This window comes from Phycicoccus ginsengisoli, from assembly GCF_054779295.1.
Window position 1 is genome coordinate 404679 of sequence record NZ_BAAGYN010000002.1, and the last position, 15006, is coordinate 419684.

The 15006-nt window shown below is 73.2% G+C and carries 15 protein-coding genes and 1 tRNA gene; 11 read left to right on the top strand and 5 right to left on the bottom strand.

Translation table 11 applies throughout. From position 1 onward, the window contains the following. Nucleotides 1-65 precede the first annotated feature (65 nt). The 7 genes from ACYVDO_RS04540 (at nucleotide 66) to ACYVDO_RS04570 (ending at nucleotide 4597) form a co-directional block, all read left to right on the top strand. A complete protein-coding gene (locus ACYVDO_RS04540) occupies nucleotides 66-509 on the top strand; it encodes a TIGR02611 family protein (RefSeq protein ID WP_460933163.1) in 444 nt (147 codons plus the stop codon). A 76-nt stretch (nucleotides 510-585) separates the two neighbouring features. Continuing rightward, nucleotides 586-662 (top strand) — tRNA-Val (locus ACYVDO_RS04545). A 105-nt stretch (nucleotides 663-767) separates the two neighbouring features. Next, a complete protein-coding gene (locus tag ACYVDO_RS04550) occupies nucleotides 768-920 on the top strand; it encodes a hypothetical protein (protein WP_460933165.1) in 153 nt (50 codons plus the stop codon). An 82-nt stretch (nucleotides 921-1002) separates the two neighbouring features. Next, complete coding sequence (locus ACYVDO_RS04555; protein ID WP_460933167.1) at nucleotides 1003-1380, top strand: hypothetical protein; 378 nt, start codon at nucleotides 1003-1005, stop codon at nucleotides 1378-1380. Nucleotides 1381-1412: 32 nt separating this feature from the next. After that, entirely contained in the window at nucleotides 1413-2828 is a 1416-nt protein-coding gene (locus ACYVDO_RS04560; RefSeq protein ID WP_460933169.1) for an FAD-binding oxidoreductase, read from the top strand. Continuing rightward, nucleotides 2825-4132, top strand: coding sequence for a class I SAM-dependent methyltransferase (locus ACYVDO_RS04565; protein WP_460933171.1), 1308 nt, complete (start codon nucleotides 2825-2827; stop codon nucleotides 4130-4132). The genes ACYVDO_RS04560 and ACYVDO_RS04565 overlap by 4 nt, the downstream gene beginning before the upstream one ends. A gap of 39 nt (nucleotides 4133-4171) precedes the next feature. After that, nucleotides 4172-4597 carry a VOC family protein gene (locus ACYVDO_RS04570; RefSeq protein ID WP_460933173.1) on the top strand — a complete coding sequence of 142 codons (426 nt, stop codon included), beginning with the start codon at nucleotides 4172-4174 and terminating at the stop codon, nucleotides 4595-4597. An 87-nt stretch (nucleotides 4598-4684) separates the two neighbouring features. Here ACYVDO_RS04570 and ACYVDO_RS04575 read toward each other — a convergent pair whose 3' ends face one another. Further along, the gene (locus ACYVDO_RS04575) at nucleotides 4685-6598 is read right to left on the bottom strand and encodes an acyl-CoA dehydrogenase family protein (RefSeq protein WP_460933175.1); all 1914 of its coding nucleotides are present in this window, start codon (nucleotides 6596-6598) and stop codon (nucleotides 4685-4687) included. Next, nucleotides 6595-7257 carry a TetR family transcriptional regulator gene (locus tag ACYVDO_RS04580; protein WP_460933177.1) on the bottom strand — a complete coding sequence of 221 codons (663 nt, stop codon included), beginning with the start codon at nucleotides 7255-7257 and terminating at the stop codon, nucleotides 6595-6597. Before ACYVDO_RS04580 ends, ACYVDO_RS04575 begins: the two co-directional genes overlap by 4 nt. A gap of 100 nt (nucleotides 7258-7357) precedes the next feature. Here ACYVDO_RS04580 and ACYVDO_RS04585 point away from each other — a divergent pair, with 100 nt between their 5' ends. From ACYVDO_RS04585 to ACYVDO_RS04595, 3 genes are read left to right on the top strand one after another with little or no spacing between them, the layout of a single operon-like run. Continuing rightward, nucleotides 7358-8650: an acetyl-CoA C-acetyltransferase gene (locus ACYVDO_RS04585; protein ID WP_460933179.1), complete on the top strand. Its 1293-nt coding sequence runs from the start codon at nucleotides 7358-7360 to the stop codon at nucleotides 8648-8650. A gap of 1 nt (nucleotide 8651) precedes the next feature. Continuing rightward, a complete protein-coding gene (locus tag ACYVDO_RS04590) occupies nucleotides 8652-9995 on the top strand; it encodes a 3-oxoacyl-ACP reductase (RefSeq protein ID WP_460933181.1) in 1344 nt (447 codons plus the stop codon). A gap of 1 nt (nucleotide 9996) precedes the next feature. Next, nucleotides 9997-10866 (top strand): MaoC/PaaZ C-terminal domain-containing protein, encoded by an 870-nt coding sequence (locus ACYVDO_RS04595; RefSeq protein WP_460933183.1) that lies wholly within the window; start codon nucleotides 9997-9999, stop codon nucleotides 10864-10866. 9 nt (nucleotides 10867-10875) lie between these two features. On the opposite strand, the gene ACYVDO_RS04600 is transcribed toward ACYVDO_RS04595, so the two are convergent. Genes ACYVDO_RS04600 through ACYVDO_RS04610 form a run of 3 tightly spaced genes read right to left on the bottom strand, consistent with a single transcriptional unit; the run spans nucleotide 10876 to nucleotide 12827 of the window. Continuing rightward, nucleotides 10876-11373 (bottom strand): GNAT family N-acetyltransferase, encoded by a 498-nt coding sequence (locus ACYVDO_RS04600; protein WP_460933185.1) that lies wholly within the window; start codon nucleotides 11371-11373, stop codon nucleotides 10876-10878. Beyond that, nucleotides 11373-12035 (bottom strand): SDR family oxidoreductase, encoded by a 663-nt coding sequence (locus ACYVDO_RS04605; RefSeq protein WP_460933187.1) that lies wholly within the window; start codon nucleotides 12033-12035, stop codon nucleotides 11373-11375. Before ACYVDO_RS04605 ends, ACYVDO_RS04600 begins: the two co-directional genes overlap by 1 nt. A 33-nt stretch (nucleotides 12036-12068) precedes the next feature. Continuing rightward, nucleotides 12069-12827: an N-acetyltransferase gene (locus tag ACYVDO_RS04610; RefSeq protein WP_460933189.1), complete on the bottom strand. Its 759-nt coding sequence runs from the start codon at nucleotides 12825-12827 to the stop codon at nucleotides 12069-12071. A gap of 140 nt (nucleotides 12828-12967) precedes the next feature. Here ACYVDO_RS04610 and thrS point away from each other — a divergent pair, with 140 nt between their 5' ends. Then, the gene (thrS, locus tag ACYVDO_RS04615) at nucleotides 12968-14956 is read left to right on the top strand and encodes a threonine--tRNA ligase (RefSeq protein ID WP_460933191.1); all 1989 of its coding nucleotides are present in this window, start codon (nucleotides 12968-12970) and stop codon (nucleotides 14954-14956) included. The last annotated feature ends 50 nt before the right edge of the window (nucleotides 14957-15006 follow it).

A 15006-nucleotide genomic window follows, 5' to 3' on the forward strand; every position in this document is an offset into this window, starting at 1 on the left:
ACCCGCGCTCGGGGCCCGGGCTGGACACAGGCTCGGGGCCCGAGCGGCAGCCCTCACCGTCGCAGGTGCAGCCGGGGGAGCGCGGGGCGTCCGACGCGGAGGACGACGGGGACGACGACTGGGAGTGGCGCCGGCGGATCCGGGCCAACCCGCACAGCTACCGCATCTACCGCTGGGTCGTCGGCATCGTCGGCGCGCTCGTCACCCTGGGCGGCCTCGTCGCCGTGCCGGCGCCCGGACCGGGCTGGCTCATCGTCTTCGTCGGGGTGGGCATCCTCGCGTCGGAGTTCGAGTGGGCGCAGCGGCTGCTGCACTGGGGACGGGCGCGGCTCGACGACTGGAACACGTGGCTGGCCCCGAAACCGTGGTGGTTCAAGGGACTCGTCGGCCTCGCCACGCTGGTCCTGGTGCTCGCGGTCTTCTACGGGCTGTTCCTGCTCTCGGGCGTTCCCGGTCTCATCCCGGACATCCTCGAGGAGCGCCTGACCCGCCTCCCCGGCCTCGGCTGACCCGCCGCACCGCCGGACCCGGATTTCACCCGGGGGCGGGGGTGCGGCTATTCTTCGGCGAGCCCGCAAGGGCGCTGGACGTGTAGCTCAGTTGGTTAGAGCGTTCGCTTCACACGCGAGAGGCCAGGGGTTCGAGTCCCTTCACGTCCACCAGCCGCCCGAAGCACAGGCCCACCTCCTGGGGGAGGTGGGCCTGCGTGTTTCTGGGGTCCCCGCGAGTGCGGCGCCGTGGTGTCGTGGACCCGAGAGGGGATCACCATGACCGAGCACCACGACCACCGTCGCACCGTCCAGGAACGCCGCCCCACGGCCGGCCCCGCGTCCGCGCCCCGGGGTCTGGCGCCGCCCCCGCGGCTGCTCGTCGACGGTGCGGGCGACGGCGCGAGCCACCAGCTCGCCGCGCCGCGCTGACCCGCCGCGCGGGTCCGCGCTGACCCGCAGCCCGTGGCCGCGCCGACCCGCGCCCACGCGCGGACCGGCATACGATCGAGGCGTGGAGCAGGCACCCGGCGCGACCGTCACGCAGATCCACGTGTACCCCACGAAGGGCGAGCCGGGGCAGGAGGTCTCGACGGTCGACGTCGACCCCGCCGGGCTGCAGGGTGACCGGCCCAAGAAGGCCCCCGTCATGGTGGTGTCCGCCGAGGACACCACCGGCGCCCGGGCCAACGTCGTCGTCACGATGCCGCCCGAGGACCTCTCGGCCGCGATCGGCGCCGTCCTCCGCGTCGGCACGGTGGAGCTCGAGGTCACCGGACCCGCCGGCAGCTGCCCCGGGGTGTATGCCTCGGTGCGGCGCCCCGGGACGGTGTCGGTGGGCGACCCCGTCGCCGTCGGGGACGCGGTCGGACACCCCGGGGAACCCGGGTGACGACGCGCGAGGCGACGGCATAAGGTCGCTGCGTGGCTGTGCGCGTCGAGGAGGGTCAGGGGCGGGGCGTCCGGGACGGGGACGACCCGCGCGTCGCCCACGAGCAGGCGGTCGAGCGGCTGCTGGCGAGCTACGCCGCCATCCCGCCGGGCGCACCGGTGCGGCTGGCCAAGAAGACCTCGAACCTGTTCCGTGCCAGGGCCGCCACCTCGGCACCGGGCCTGGACGTGAGCGGGCTCGGCGGCGTCCTCGGGGTCGACCCGGTCGCGCGGACCGCCGACGTGCAGGGCATGTGCACGTACGAGGACCTCGTCGACGCCACGCTGCCGCACGGGCTCGTCCCGCTGGTCGTCCCGCAGCTCAAGACCATCACCCTCGGCGGGGCCGTCACGGGCCTCGGCATCGAGTCGACGTCGTTCCGCTCCGGCCTGCCGCACGAGTCGGTCCTCGAGATGGATGTGCTCACCGGCGCCGGCGAGGTCGTCACCGCCCGGCCCGAGGGCGAGCACGCCGACCTCTTCCACGCCTTCCCCAACTCCTACGGCACGCTCGGCTACGCCACGCGGCTGCGGATCGCGCTCGAGCCGGTCGATCCCTGGGTCGAGCTGCGGCACGTGCGCTTCCACGACCTCGAGACGCTCGTGGCGGCGATCGGCGACATCGCCGCGAGTGGTGAGTACGACGGTGTGGGGGTCGACTACCTCGACGGCGTCGTGTTCTCCGCCACCGAGTCCTACCTCACCCTCGGCCGCCGCACCGCCGCGCCGGGCCCGGTCAGCGACTACACCGGCCAGCAGGTCTACTACCGCTCGATCCAGCACGACTCTCCCGTGCCGAAGGTCGACCGGCTCACGATCCACGACTACCTCTGGCGCTGGGACACCGACTGGTTCTGGTGCAGCCGCGCGTTCGGCGCCCAGGACCCGCGGATCCGCCGCGTCTGGCCCCGCCGCTACCGGCGGAGCTCCTTCTACTGGAAGCTCATCGCGCTCGACCACCGGTATGACCTCGCCGACCGGCTCGAGGCCCGCAAGGGCCGCCCGCCCCGTGAGCGCGTGGTCCAGGACGTCGAGGTGCCGCTGGGCCGCACGGCCGAGTTCCTGCACTGGTTCCTGCGCGAGGTCCCGATCGAGCCGATCTGGCTGTGCCCCGTGCAGACCCGTGGCTCGTGGCCGCTGTACCCGCTGCAGCCCGGCGAGCTCTACGTCAACGTCGGCTTCTGGTCCAGCGTCCCGCGGGACCCGTCCGACCCCGGCCACACCAACCGCCTGGTCGAGGACGAGGTCACCCGCCTCGACGGGCACAAGTCGCTGTACTCCGACGCGTACTACGACGAGGAGACCTTCTGGCGGCTCTACGGCGGCGACGACTACGGGGGCGTGAAACAGCGCTACGACCCCGACTCCCGGCTCCTCGACCTCTACTCCAAGGCGGTGCGACGCAAGTGACGATCCTCAAGACCAACCGGCACGACGCCGCGACGGCGGAGCGCCTCTCCATGGCGCAGATCCTCGACGCGGTGACCCGCGGCGAGGTCCCGTTGCGCTTCACGGCCTACGACGGCTCGGCCACCGGGCCCGAGGACGCGCCCTACGGGCTGCACCTCAAGACCCCGCGCGGCGCCAGCTACATCGCGACGGCCCCCGGCGACCTCGGCATGGCGCGCGCGTACGTCGCGGGCGACCTCGACCTGCACGGCGTCCACCCCGGTGACCCCTACCCGCTGCTCGCCGCGATGGGCGACCTGCACTTCTCGATGCCGTCGCCGCGCACGGCCGCCACCATCGCGCGCTCGCTCGGCGTCGACCTGCTCAAGCCGCCGCCGCCCCCGCCGCAGGAGGCGCTGCCCCGCTGGCGCCGGGTCGCAGAAGGCCTGCGGCACAGCAAGACCCGCGACGCCGAGGCGATCCACCACCACTACGACGTGTCCAACCGGTTCTACGAGATGGTCCTCGGGCCGTCGATGACCTACACCTGCGCCTGCTTCCCGACCGAGGACGCGACGCTGGAGGAGGCGCAGGAGAACAAGTACCGCCTCGTCTTCGACAAGCTGCGGCTCAAGGAGGGCGACCGCCTGCTCGACATCGGCTGCGGCTGGGGCGGGATGGTCCGGTATGCCGCGCGGCGCGGCGTGCGCGTCATCGGCGCCACCCTGTCGCGCGAGCAGGCCCAGTGGGCGCAGGAGGCGATCCGCCGTGAGGGACTGCAGGACCTGGCCGAGGTGCGGTTCAGCGACTACCGCGACATCCCGGAGACGGGCTTCGACGCGGTGTCCTCGATCGGCCTGACCGAGCACATCGGCGTGAAGAACTACCCGTCGTACTTCCGGTTCATCAAGTCCCGGCTGCGTCCCGGCGGACTGCTGCTCAACCACTGCATCACCCGCCCCGACAACAAGCGCACGCCGACCGGCGCGTTCATCGACCGGTACGTCTTCCCCGACGGCGAGCTCACCGGCTCGGGCACGATCATCAGCTCCATCCAGGACATCGGGATGGAGGTGCGGCACGAGGAGAACCTGCGCGAGCACTACGCGAAGACGCTCGCTGGCTGGTGCGCCTACCTCGAGCAGAACTGGGACGAGTGCGTCGCGGAGGTCGGCGAGGCCACGGCCCGCGTGTGGGGCCTGTACATGGCTGGGTCGCGGCTCGGCTTCGACCGCAACGTCGTCCAGCTGCACCAGGTGCTCGCAGTCGAGGTCGGCGACAAGGGTGACGCCGGGCTCCCGCTCCGCCCGTGGTGGCAGGCCTGAGGCCGGCACCACCGGCCTGAGGACGAGAGGGCGGTCGTCGTGGAGCAGCGCGTCTCGCTGGTGACCCTCGGGGTCAGCGACCTCGAGCGGGCCGAGCGGTTCTACTCGGCGCTCGGCTGGCGCAGGGGCAACGAGGAACCGGAGGTCGCCTTCTTCCAGTGCGGCGGCATGGTGTTTGCCCTGTGGTCCCGCGAGGAGCTCGCGGCCGACTCGGTGGTCGAGGACATAGGTGGCTGGGGCGGCGTCACGCTGGCGCTCAACCTGCGCTCGCCCGAGGAGGTCGACGCGGTCCTGGCCGAGGCGGCCGAGGCCGGCGGGACGATCGGGCGGTCCGGGGCACCGACGCCGTGGGGCGGCTACTCCGGCGTCTTCCTCGACCCCGACGGCCACCCCTGGGAGGTCGCGCACAACCCGTTCTGGACCGTCACCGACGACGGCCGGACCCTCCTGCGCCCCGGCGCCTGACCGGGGCGCCACACCTCAGGCGGTCCCTAGGCCTCAGGCGCGCCCCACGCCTCAGGCGCGCCCCACGCCTCAGGCGGGCCCCACGCCTCAGGCGGGCGCAGTGAGCTCGGTGGCGAGCCAGGTCTCGGGGATGCCGAACGCGTCGACGAGCGTCTGCGCGTGCGGCCGCAGCTGCGCGCACAGGTCGTTGACCGCCGCCGTGACCTGCTTGCTGCGGGCCGGGGTGATCCGCCCGTGCTCGAGGTACCAGCCCTTGTCGGCCTCGATCATCGACAGCGCGTACAGGTCGCACACCGTCCCCAGCATCGAGGCCGCCGCGGAGTCCTCGCAGCCGTCGATGGCGGCGACGAACGACTCGAGCACGAGCCGGTCGACGTGCGCCCGGGCCGCCTCCACGACGTGGTCCTGGCAGTCGTTGAAGACCGCGAACAGGTCCGCACCGGGCTTGCCGGCCCTGCGCAGCCGCAGCGCCAGCGTCTCGAGCAGGTGCCGCTCACGGTCCTCGACGAGGGCGAGCTGCCAGCCGCGGTCGGTCGGTCCCTTCTCGCGGTCGCGCCCCGGCGCCGCGGCCACCAGCCGCTGGACGAGCCCGCGCGCGGCGGTCCGCTCGAGGACGACCCCGGCGAACTGCCGCGCGCCGAACCGCACCATGCCGAGGGTGTCGAGGTCGCCGAACGCGTCGCGGTAGTCGGTGAGCAGGCCCTTGGCGACGAGCTGCAGCAGGACGGTGTTGTCGCCCTCGAACGTCGTGAACACGTCGGTGTCGGCCTTGAGCGCCGGGAGCCGGTTGACGGCGAGGTAGCCCGCACCACCGCACGCCTCCCGGCACACCTGGATCGTGGCAGTGGCATGTGCGGTGGAGACAGCCTTGAGCCCGGCGGCACGCGCCTCGAGCTGGCGCTGGTCGAGCTCGTCGACGGCGTCTCCGGCGGTCTGCACGTCGTGCATGAACGACACGAGGCCGTTCTGGGCCAGCTGCAGGGCGTAGGACTTCGCCAGCGCCGGCAGCAGCTTGCGCTGGTGGGTCCGGTAGTCCAGCAGCAGGACCTCCTCCTGCGTCTGCGGGGGCCCGAACTGGCGCCGGTGCCCGGCATACGTCACCGCGAGGGCCAGGGCCGTGCGGGTGGCGGCGCCGGCAGCCCCGGCGACACTGATCCGGCCACGCACCAGCGTGCCGAGCATCGTGAAGAAGCGCCGGGTGGGGTTGGCGATGGGGGAGGAGTAGGTGCCGCGCTCGTCGATGTCGCCGTAGCGGCCGAGCAGGTTGGTCCGGGGCACGCGCACGTGGTCGAAGGTGAGCCGGCCGTTGTCGACGCCGGGGAGGCCCGCCTTGGCGCCGCAGTCGTCGATCGTGACCCCAGGCATCGGCGCACCCGACTCGTCGCGGATCGGCACGAGGACGCAGTGCACCCCGTGGGTCTCCTCGCCGGTGACGAGCTGGGCGAAGACCGCGGCCATCCGGCCGTCCCGCGCCGCCCCGCCGATGTAGTCCTTGCGCGCCGCCGGGGTGGGCGTGTGCACGACCAGCTCGTCGGTGTCGGGGTCGTAGGTCGCCGTCGTGCCGAGCGACTGGACGTCGGAGCCGTGCCCGGTCTCGGTCATCGCGAAGCAGCCGGGGAGCGTGCCGTCGATGATCGAGGGGAGGTATGCCGTGTGGTGGCGTTCGGTGCCGAGGTTGGCCACCGCGCCACCGAAGAGGCCCCAGTGGACCCCGGCCTTGACCATGGTCGACAGGTCGGCGTGGCCGAGCATCTCGAACGCGGTGACCGAGCCGCCGAGGTCGCCGTTGCCTCCGGCCTCCTTCGGGAAGCCGCGGGCGGGGTGGCCCGTCGCCGCGATGTGCTGCACCTGCTCGGCCACCCGGGCGCGGTACTGCTCCATCGTCAGCTCCTCGCGCGGCGGGGCGAACCGCTCGGGGTCGGGGTCGTCGCGCAGCTCCTGCTTGATCGCGGCCCAGCGCCCGTCGAGGACGTGGCGCAGCTCGGTCGTGAGGTCGGTCATCGTGGCTCCTGTGAGGTCCAGGCGGACGCCAGCCCGCTCCAGGCGAGGTCGGTCAGGTGGTCGGTGAGCTCGTCCCGCGGCATCGAGCCGGGGTCAGTGAGCCACTGGTCGGCGGCGGCGCGGACCATGCCGACGAGCCCCGCGGCCCAGACGGCGGCGGCGCGGTCGTCGCGCCCGGCGGCGCGCAGGGCCTCGGAGACGACGGTCGCCAGCCGCTCGGCGATGTGGCTGGTCACGGGCCCGGCCGGGTCGCCGCCGGCCGGTGTGTCGAGCAGGGGGGCGGTGACGACGAAGCGGTAGACCTCGGGGTCGCGCTCGACGAGCAGGAGGTAGGAGTCGATCGCCGCCGCGATGAGCGCTCGGGGGGAGGCCTCGACGGTGCCCAGGTCCTCGCCGCTCGAGGCGCCGAGCGCACGCTCCAGGTCGCGCAGGATGAGGGCGTCCACGCTCTCGCACACCGCGGCATACAGGCCCTGGCGGTCGGTGAAGTGGCGGTAGACGACGGTCTTGGAGGTGCCGGCCGTCGCGGCGATCTCGTCCATCCCCACTCCGGCGCCGTGCTGGCGGATGGCGCGCAGGGTCGCCTCGACGAGCTCTCGCCGGCGGGTGGCGCGGTGGGCGTCCCAGCGGGTGCTGCGGCCGTCGGTCGAGGTGCTCATGCCTCCGGACGGTAGCAGGTACTGTTCGTACCTGCTACCGTCGGTATCAGTTACCTCCCGCACCGGCGACGGTGCACCCTGCCGACCCTGAGGAGTACCCGTGGCCGCCTCCCGCAGCCCGCGCCGCGCCGCCGTCATCGGTGGCAACCGCATCCCGTTCGCCCGTGCCAACGGCGCCTACGCGCGCGCCTCGAACCAGGACATGCTCACCGCCGCCCTCGAGGGCCTCGTCGCCCGGCACGGCCTCGCGGGGGAGCAGGTGGGGGAGGTCGCGGCGGGCGCCGTGCTCAAGCACAGCCGGGACTTCAACCTCACCCGCGAGTCGGTGCTCGGCTCGAGCCTCGCCCCCACCACGCCGGCCTACGACGTGCAGCAGGCGTGCGGCACCGGCCTCGAGGCGGCCATCCTGGTCGCCAACAAGATCGCGCTCGGACAGGTCGAGTCGGGCATCGCCGGCGGCACGGACACGGCGTCCGACGCACCGATCGCCGTCAGCGAGGGCCTGCGCCAGACCCTCCTGGCGGCCAACCGGGCCAAGACCCCCGCGCAGCGGGCGAAGGCCCTCGCCGGACTGCGGCCCGGCCACCTCGTGCCCGCCATCCCGCAGAACGTCGAGCCGCGCACCGGGCTGTCGATGGGCGAGCACATGGCCCAGACGGCAGCGCAGTGGGGCATCACCCGCGAGGCGCAGGACGAGCTCGCCGCGGCCTCGCACCGCAACCTCGCCGCGGCCTACGAGCGCGGGTTCTTCGACGACCTGATGACGCCCTTCCACGGCCTCACCCGCGACCAGAACCTGCGGGCCGACTCCACCGTCGAGAAGCTCGCGGGCCTCCAGCCGGTCTTCGGCAAGGGCCCGGACGCCACCATGACCGCGGGCAACTCGACGCCGCTCACCGACGGCGCCTCGGTGGTGCTGCTGGGGAGCGACGAGTGGGCTGCCGAGCGCGGGCTGCCGGTCCTGGCCCACGTGGTCGACGCGCAGACCGCGGCCGTCGACTACGTCACCGGGCACGAGGGCCTGCTCATGGCGCCGGCCTACGCCCTCCCGGTGCTGCTCGCACGCCAGGGCATGAAGCTCCAGGACTTCGACCTCGTCGAGATCCACGAGGCCTTCGCCGCCACCGTCCTGACGACGCTCGCGGCCTGGGAGAGCGAGCAGTTCTGCCGCGACCGGCTCGGCCTCGACGCGCCGGTCGGTGAGCTCGACCGGTCTCGCCTCAACGTCAACGGCTCGTCCCTCGCGGCCGGCCACCCGTTCGCGGCCACCGGTGGTCGCATCGTCGCCTCGCTCGCGAAGTCGTTGCACGAGAGGGGATCCGGCTCCCGTGGCCTGATCTCGATCTGCGCGGCCGGTGGGCAGGGTGTCATGGCGATCCTCGAGGCGGCCTGACGTGGCCGGCGCGTACGCGGGGTTCGTGCAGAACCCCATCGGGAAGAAGCTCGCCGCCCAGCTCGGGCTGCCGCGCCCGGTGCGCCTGCGCCGGTATGCCGTGGAGGCGCCCCTCGTCGACGGTCCGGTCCTCGTCGGGGGGCTCGGCGCGACCCCGGTGGCGGAGCGCGTCCGGTCGCTGCTCGAGAGCGCGGGCGTCGAGACGGTCGACGAGGTGGCCCCGGACCACCGCGTGGGCGCGGTCGTCGCAGACCTCACCGCCGTCGAGGACCCGGCCGACCTCGAGTCGCTGCGGGCGCTGGTCGCCCCGGCACTCAGGCGGCTCCAGCCCAGTGGTCGCGTGGTGGTCGTGGGGCGGGACCCCAAGGAGGCCAAGGGGTTCCCCCAGGCTGCTGCCCGTCGTGCCCTCGAGGGCATCACCCGCTCGATCGGCAAGGAGCTGCGGGCCGGGGCCACTGCCAACCTCGTCCTCGTGGCCGACGACGCGGACGCCAACACCGACGCCACGATCCGGTTCCTGCTGTCCGGCCGCTCGGCCTACGTCGACGGCCAGGTGGTCCGGGTCGGTGCGGGTGCCCCCACAATGCCCGAGGACTGGCGGGCCCCGCTGGCCGGCAAGGTGGCGGTCGTCACCGGCGCCGCCCGCGGGATCGGGGCGTCCATCGCCGACGTCCTCGCCCGCGACGGTGCCACGGTCGTCTGCGTCGACGTCCCGGCCGCCGGTGACGCGCTGGCCCGCACCGCGAACCGGGTGGGTGGCACCGCCCTGCAGGTCGACGTGACGGCCCCGGACGCGGGCCGTCGCATCCTCGACCACGCGACGACGCGGCACGGTGGCCTCGACATCGTGGTCCACAACGCGGGGATCACGCGCGACAAGCTGCTGGCCAACCTGGACGAGCCGCGCTGGGCATCGGTGCTCGACGTGAACCTCGGCTCCATCCTGAGGATGAACGAGGTCCTGCTGGGCGACGGCGGCATCCGCGACGGGGGCCACGTCGTCCTCGTGTCCTCGATCGCCGGGATCGCGGGCAACCGCGGCCAGACCAACTACGCGGCATCCAAGGCGGGTGTCATCGGCCTCGTCGACGCCCTGTCCGCGGACGACGACCTGCGGCGGCGCGGCATCACCGTCAACGCGGTCGCGCCGGGCTTCATCGAGACCGAGATGACGGCCAAGGTGCCGTTCGCGACGCGCGAGGTCGGGCGGCTGCTCAACTCGCTCAGCCAGGGCGGCCTGCCGGTCGACGTCGCGGAGACGATCGCGTGGTTCAGCCAGGACGCCAACGCGGGCGTCACCGGGAACGTGGTGCGCGTCTGCGGCCAGAGCCTGCTGGGGGCGTGACGTGGCCGACGTGACCCTGGGCGAGTCGCCCTCCCTCGCACCGCTGTTCGCCAGGGCAGCCCTGACCGCTCGCGGGCGCGGGGGAGCCCTGCCGTCGACCGTGGTTCGCCGGGAGGGTGTCACCGTCGACCGGGACCACCTGCTGGGGTACCAGCGGGTGTGCGGATTCGGCGGGTCCGACGACCTGCCGCACACCTACCCGCACGTGCTGGGGTTCCCGCTGCAGGTGGCCCTCATGGCCGACCGTGCGTTCCCGCTCCCCCTTCCCGGGCTGGTCCACCTCGAGAACACCATCACCGTCCACCGGCGGCTCGCCGCCGACGACCGGCTGGACGTCGCCGTCCGGGCCGAGGACCTCCGGCCGCATGCCAAGGGCCGTCTCGTCGACCTCGTCACCGAGGTCGACGTCGGCGGCGAGCGGGTCTGGGAGGGCCGCAGCACCTACCTGCGCCGGGGAGGTCCCGCCACCGCTGGCGCGCGGGACCGGTCCGGTGCCGAGCCGGCGCCGGCTCCTGCGCTTCCCGACCGCGCGCCGGCTGCCGTCCTGCGCGTGCCCGAGGGGCAGGGCCGGGCGTATGCCGCCGTGTCCGGTGACGTCAACCCGATCCACCTGCACCCGCTGACCGCCCGCGCGATGGGCTTCCCCCGCGCCATCGCCCACGGCATGTGGACGGCCGCGCGCACCCTGGCCGCCCTCGGTCCCGGCGTCACCGGCCCGGGCACGTCGCAGGTGTGGTTCGCCAAGCCGCTGCTGCTGCCGAGCACCGTCGAGCTGGTCGTCGACGACCGCTCGGAGCCGGTCGTGGCCGGCCTGCGCTCGGCGAAGGACCACTCCGTGCGCCACCTGACCCTGACGTTCACCCGCTCCTGACGGACCGGGTCAGAGGCGCTTGGCGTAGTAGCGGGCCAGCGCGGAGTCGGCGTAGTGGCCGAAGGCCACGGTCGGGGTGTAGCCGGCGGCCTCGTAGAGGGCGATCGCCTCGGGCTGCATCGTGCCGGTCTCGAGGACGAGGAGCTCGGCACCTGCCTCGCGCGCCGTCTGCTCCAGCGCGCCGAGGACGCGCCGGGCGTGGCCCTGCCGCCGGGCCGAGTCCGCGACGTACATCCGCTTCACCTCCGCGCTGCGACCGCCGACCACGTCGGTGAGCTCGGGCCGCATCCGCCACCCGCCCATGGCGACCGGCTCCCCGCCGACACTGCCGAGCAGGAAGCAGCCCAGGGGCGCGGCGAACTCCCGGGCGTCCACCGGGGAGTCGTCCGGCCCGCCGTAGATGGTGACGTAGTGGGCCTGCACCTCATCGACGAGCCGCCGGACACGGGGGTCGAGGAAGTCGACCCGCTCGAGCCGCAGCTCGGGTGGTGCTGCACCGGGCGGCATCAGCCGAGCGTGATGAGCGACGCCACGGCGTCCCGCACTGGGGTGTCACCGGCCACGACGTCGAACTGCCGGCGGTCGGCGGCAGGGCTCTCCAGCGCGGCGAGCAGCACGTCGGCGACGTCGGCCCGGGGGATCGACCCGCTGGGCAGGGCGGCGCCGACGGTGACCCGGCCGGTGGGGGCGTCGTCGGTGAGGCGCCCTGGTCGGACGATCGTCCAGACCAGGTCGGAGCGGCCGCGCAGGTCGGCGTCGGCCGCGGCCTTCGCGCGCAGGTAGACCTGGAACACGTCGTCGGAGGTCGGGTCGGCCCGGTCGGTGCCCATCGAGGAGACCATGACGTACCGGGCCACGCCGGCGGCCGAGGCGGCGTCGGCGAGCAGCACCGCGCCGGCACGGTCGACGGTGTCCTTGCGCTCCGCCGTGCTCCCGGGGCCGGCCCCGGCGGCGAACACGACGGCGTCGGCGCCCCGGAGCACGTGGGTGACATCGGTGACCGACGCGGACTCCAGGTCGAGCACGACGGGCGTGGCGCCGGCCGCGTGGACGTCCGGCTCGTGGTCGGGGTTGCGCACCAGCGCGACCGGGTCGTGGCCCGCGTCGGCGAGGCGCTTCTCGAGCAGGAGGGCGATCTGACCGTGTCCACCGGCGATGACGACGCGCATGCGACCTGTCTACCAGCGGCCGGTGGCACGCGCTCAGCGGAGGTGGTGGCGCACCCAGACCCCGGGCTCGACGTAGACCGCGTGGTCGTGGGTGACGTCGCAGTGCACCGGGTTCAGCGCCCCGGGGACGACGACGTCGCCGGTGGAGTCGAACGGCATACCGGTCCACTCGCGCCACTGCGCGAGGGTCCCGGAGATGGTCATCGCCCGGGGGCACACGGCGACCACCTCGGCGCCGACCCGCACGTGCAGCCGCAGCCACGGGTCCTGCGGCAGGCCGTCCGGCCGGGTGCGCGCGGCATACTCGCGCATCGAGGTCCGGGGCTCGAGGTGCTTGCCGCTCGGGCGCACCGGGGCGACGAGCTCGGCGAAGCCGAGCCGTGCGGCGTTGGCCCGCTTGGCCTCCAGGAGCACGGCCGCCAGCCCCGTGCCGCGCAGGTCAGGGCGGATGGCGACCTCGAGGGCGGACACGTGCGTCGGCTCCCGGCCCGCCACCTCGTCGAGCCAGGCCCAGCGGATGACGCCGTCCCAGCCGTCCTCCGGCAGCTCGGAGCGGTCGAGGTCCGGGCCCATCGCGAACGGGATCGCGCACGACCGGGCCACCGGCCGGCCACCCGGCTCGGCACGGTCGAACGCGAGGAGGGTGTACTCGGCATACGTGCTCGCCGTCCGGGAGTAGAAGAGGTCCCCGATCGGGTCCTGCTGCATGAACCGCGGCCACAGGTCGTCGAAGTCCCACAGGCGCTCGGCCAGGTCCGGGCGCTCGGCGAGGGTGACGATCTCCAGGTCCATGCCGCGACGGTATGCCGCGCGCCGATACTCACGCGCGTCCTTTTCCGCCCGGCGGATAGCATCGGGAGGCCGCGCGTCCAGGTGCGCGCACGGCACACCCGAAGCACCGCACCGCACCACCCACCCGAGGAGAAGCCAGCGTGCCTGCCGAGATCACCGTCCACGTCGCCGGGAGCGAGCGATCGGTGCCGGAGCAGACGACTGCGGCCGAGCTCTTCGATGGCGACCGGGCCGTGCTCGTCGCCCGGGTCAACGGCGAGCTGCGCGACCTCGCGCACGTCCTCGCCGACGGCGACACCGTCGAGCCGGTGACCGCCCAGGAGCAGGACGGGCTCGACGTGCTGCGGCACAGCGCCGCCCATGTCCTCGCGCAGGCCGTGCAGGAGGTCAACCCGAAGGCTCGGCTCGGGATCGGGCCGCCCGTGCGCGACGGCTTCTACTACGACTTCGACGTCGAGGAGCCGTTCAGCCCCGACGACCTCAAGGCCCTCGAGAAGGTCATGCAGCGCATCGTCAACGAGGGGCAGACCTTCGTGCGGCGCGAGGTGAGCGACGAGGCGGCGGCCGTCGAGCTCGCCGACGAGCCCTACAAGATCGAGCTGATCGGGCTCAAGGGCGGTGCGTCCGGCGACGTCGAGGAGGCAGCCGAGGGCGCGTCGGTCGAGGTCGGGGGAGCCCAGCTCACCATCTACGACAACATCCGTCGTGACGGCTCGCGCGCCTGGGGCGACCTGTGCCGCGGCCCGCACGTGCCCAGCACCAAGGTCCTGGGCAACGCGTTCAAGCTGATGCGAAGCGGCGGCGCCTACTGGCGCGGCAGCGAGAAGAAACCGCAGCTGCAGCGGATCTACGGCACCGCCTGGCCGACCAAGGACGACCTCAAGGCCTACCTCGACCGGCTCGCCGAGGCCGAGAAGCGCGACCACCGCAGGCTCGGTGCCGAGCTCGACCTCTACTCCTTCCCCGAGGTCCTCGGGGCGGGACTCCCGGTGTTCCACCCCAAGGGCGGGGTCATCAAGCGGGAGATGGAGGACTACGTCCGGCGCCGGCACCTCGAGGAGGGCTTCAGCTACGTCGGGTCGCCGCACATCAGCCGCGAGGAGCTCTTCTACACCTCGGGCCACCTGCCGTACTACTCCCAGGGCATGTTCCCGCCCATGGACGTCGACGGGCAGAACTACCGCCTCAAGGCGATGAACTGCCCGATCCACAACCTCATCTACAAGTCGCGCGGCCGGTCCTACCGCGAGCTCCCGCTGCGGTTCTTCGAGTTCGGCACCGTCTACCGCGACGAGAAGTCGGGTGTGCTGTCGGGCCTGACCCGCGTGCGGATGATCACCCAGGACGACAGCCACTCCTACGTCACCAAGGAGGGCGCGCCCGACGAGGTCCGGCACCTGCTCGACTTCGTGCTGTCGCTGCTGCGCGACTTCGGGCTCGACGACTACTACCTCGAGCTGTCGACCCGGGACGACAGCAAGCCGGACAAGTTCATCGGCACCGACGAGGAGTGGGCCGAGGCGACCGCGATCCTGCAGGAGGTGGCCGACGGAAGCGGCCTCGAGCTCGTGGCCGACCCGGGTGGCGCGGCCTTCTACGGCCCGAAGATCTCGGTGCAGGCCCGCGACGCGATCGGCCGCACCTGGCAGATGTCGACGATCCAGTACGACTTCAGCCAGCCGGCCCGGTTCGAGCTGGAGTACCAGGCCGCCGACGGCACCCGGCAGCAGCCGGTCATGATCCACTCGGCCAAGTTCGGGTCGATCGAGCGGTTCATCGGGGTGCTCGTCGAGCACTACGCCGGTGCCTTCCCACCCTGGCTGTCGCCCGTCCAGGTCACCGGGATCCCCGTCGCCGAGGAGTACTCCGAGTACCTCCACGAGGTCGCGGACCAGCTGCGCGCCAAGGGGATCCGCGTCGAGGTCGACGACAGCGACGACCGGTTCCCGAAGAAGATCCGCAACGCCAGCAAGTCCAAGGTGCCCTTCGTGCTCATCGCGGGCGAGGAGGACCGGTCCAAGGGGGCCGTCTCGTTCCGCTACCGCGACGGCTCGCAGAAGAACGGTGTCCCGGTGGCCGAGGCCGTCGCCGAGGTCCTCGAGGCCGTGGAGTCCCGCCGCCAGGTCTGAGGGGTCCGCGTCGAGGGGACGCGACACGCTGACCGCAGCCGCGCTGCTTC

Excerpts from the sequence above, each read along its gene's own strand:
- ACYVDO_RS04600 (WP_460933185.1), bottom strand. The coding sequence starts at position 11,373 with ATGCCGCCCGGTGCAGCACCACCCGAGCTGCGGCTCGAGCGGGTCGAC.
- ACYVDO_RS04580 (WP_460933177.1), bottom strand. The coding sequence starts at position 7,257 with ATGAGCACCTCGACCGACGGCCGCAGCACCCGCTGGGACGCCCACCGC.
- ACYVDO_RS04605 (WP_460933187.1), bottom strand. The coding sequence starts at position 12,035 with ATGCGCGTCGTCATCGCCGGTGGACACGGTCAGATCGCCCTCCTGCTC.
- ACYVDO_RS04610 (WP_460933189.1), bottom strand. The coding sequence starts at position 12,827 with ATGGACCTGGAGATCGTCACCCTCGCCGAGCGCCCGGACCTGGCCGAG.
- ACYVDO_RS04575 (WP_460933175.1), bottom strand. The coding sequence starts at position 6,598 with ATGACCGACCTCACGACCGAGCTGCGCCACGTCCTCGACGGGCGCTGG.
- ACYVDO_RS04550 (WP_460933165.1), top strand. The coding sequence starts at position 768 with ATGACCGAGCACCACGACCACCGTCGCACCGTCCAGGAACGCCGCCCC.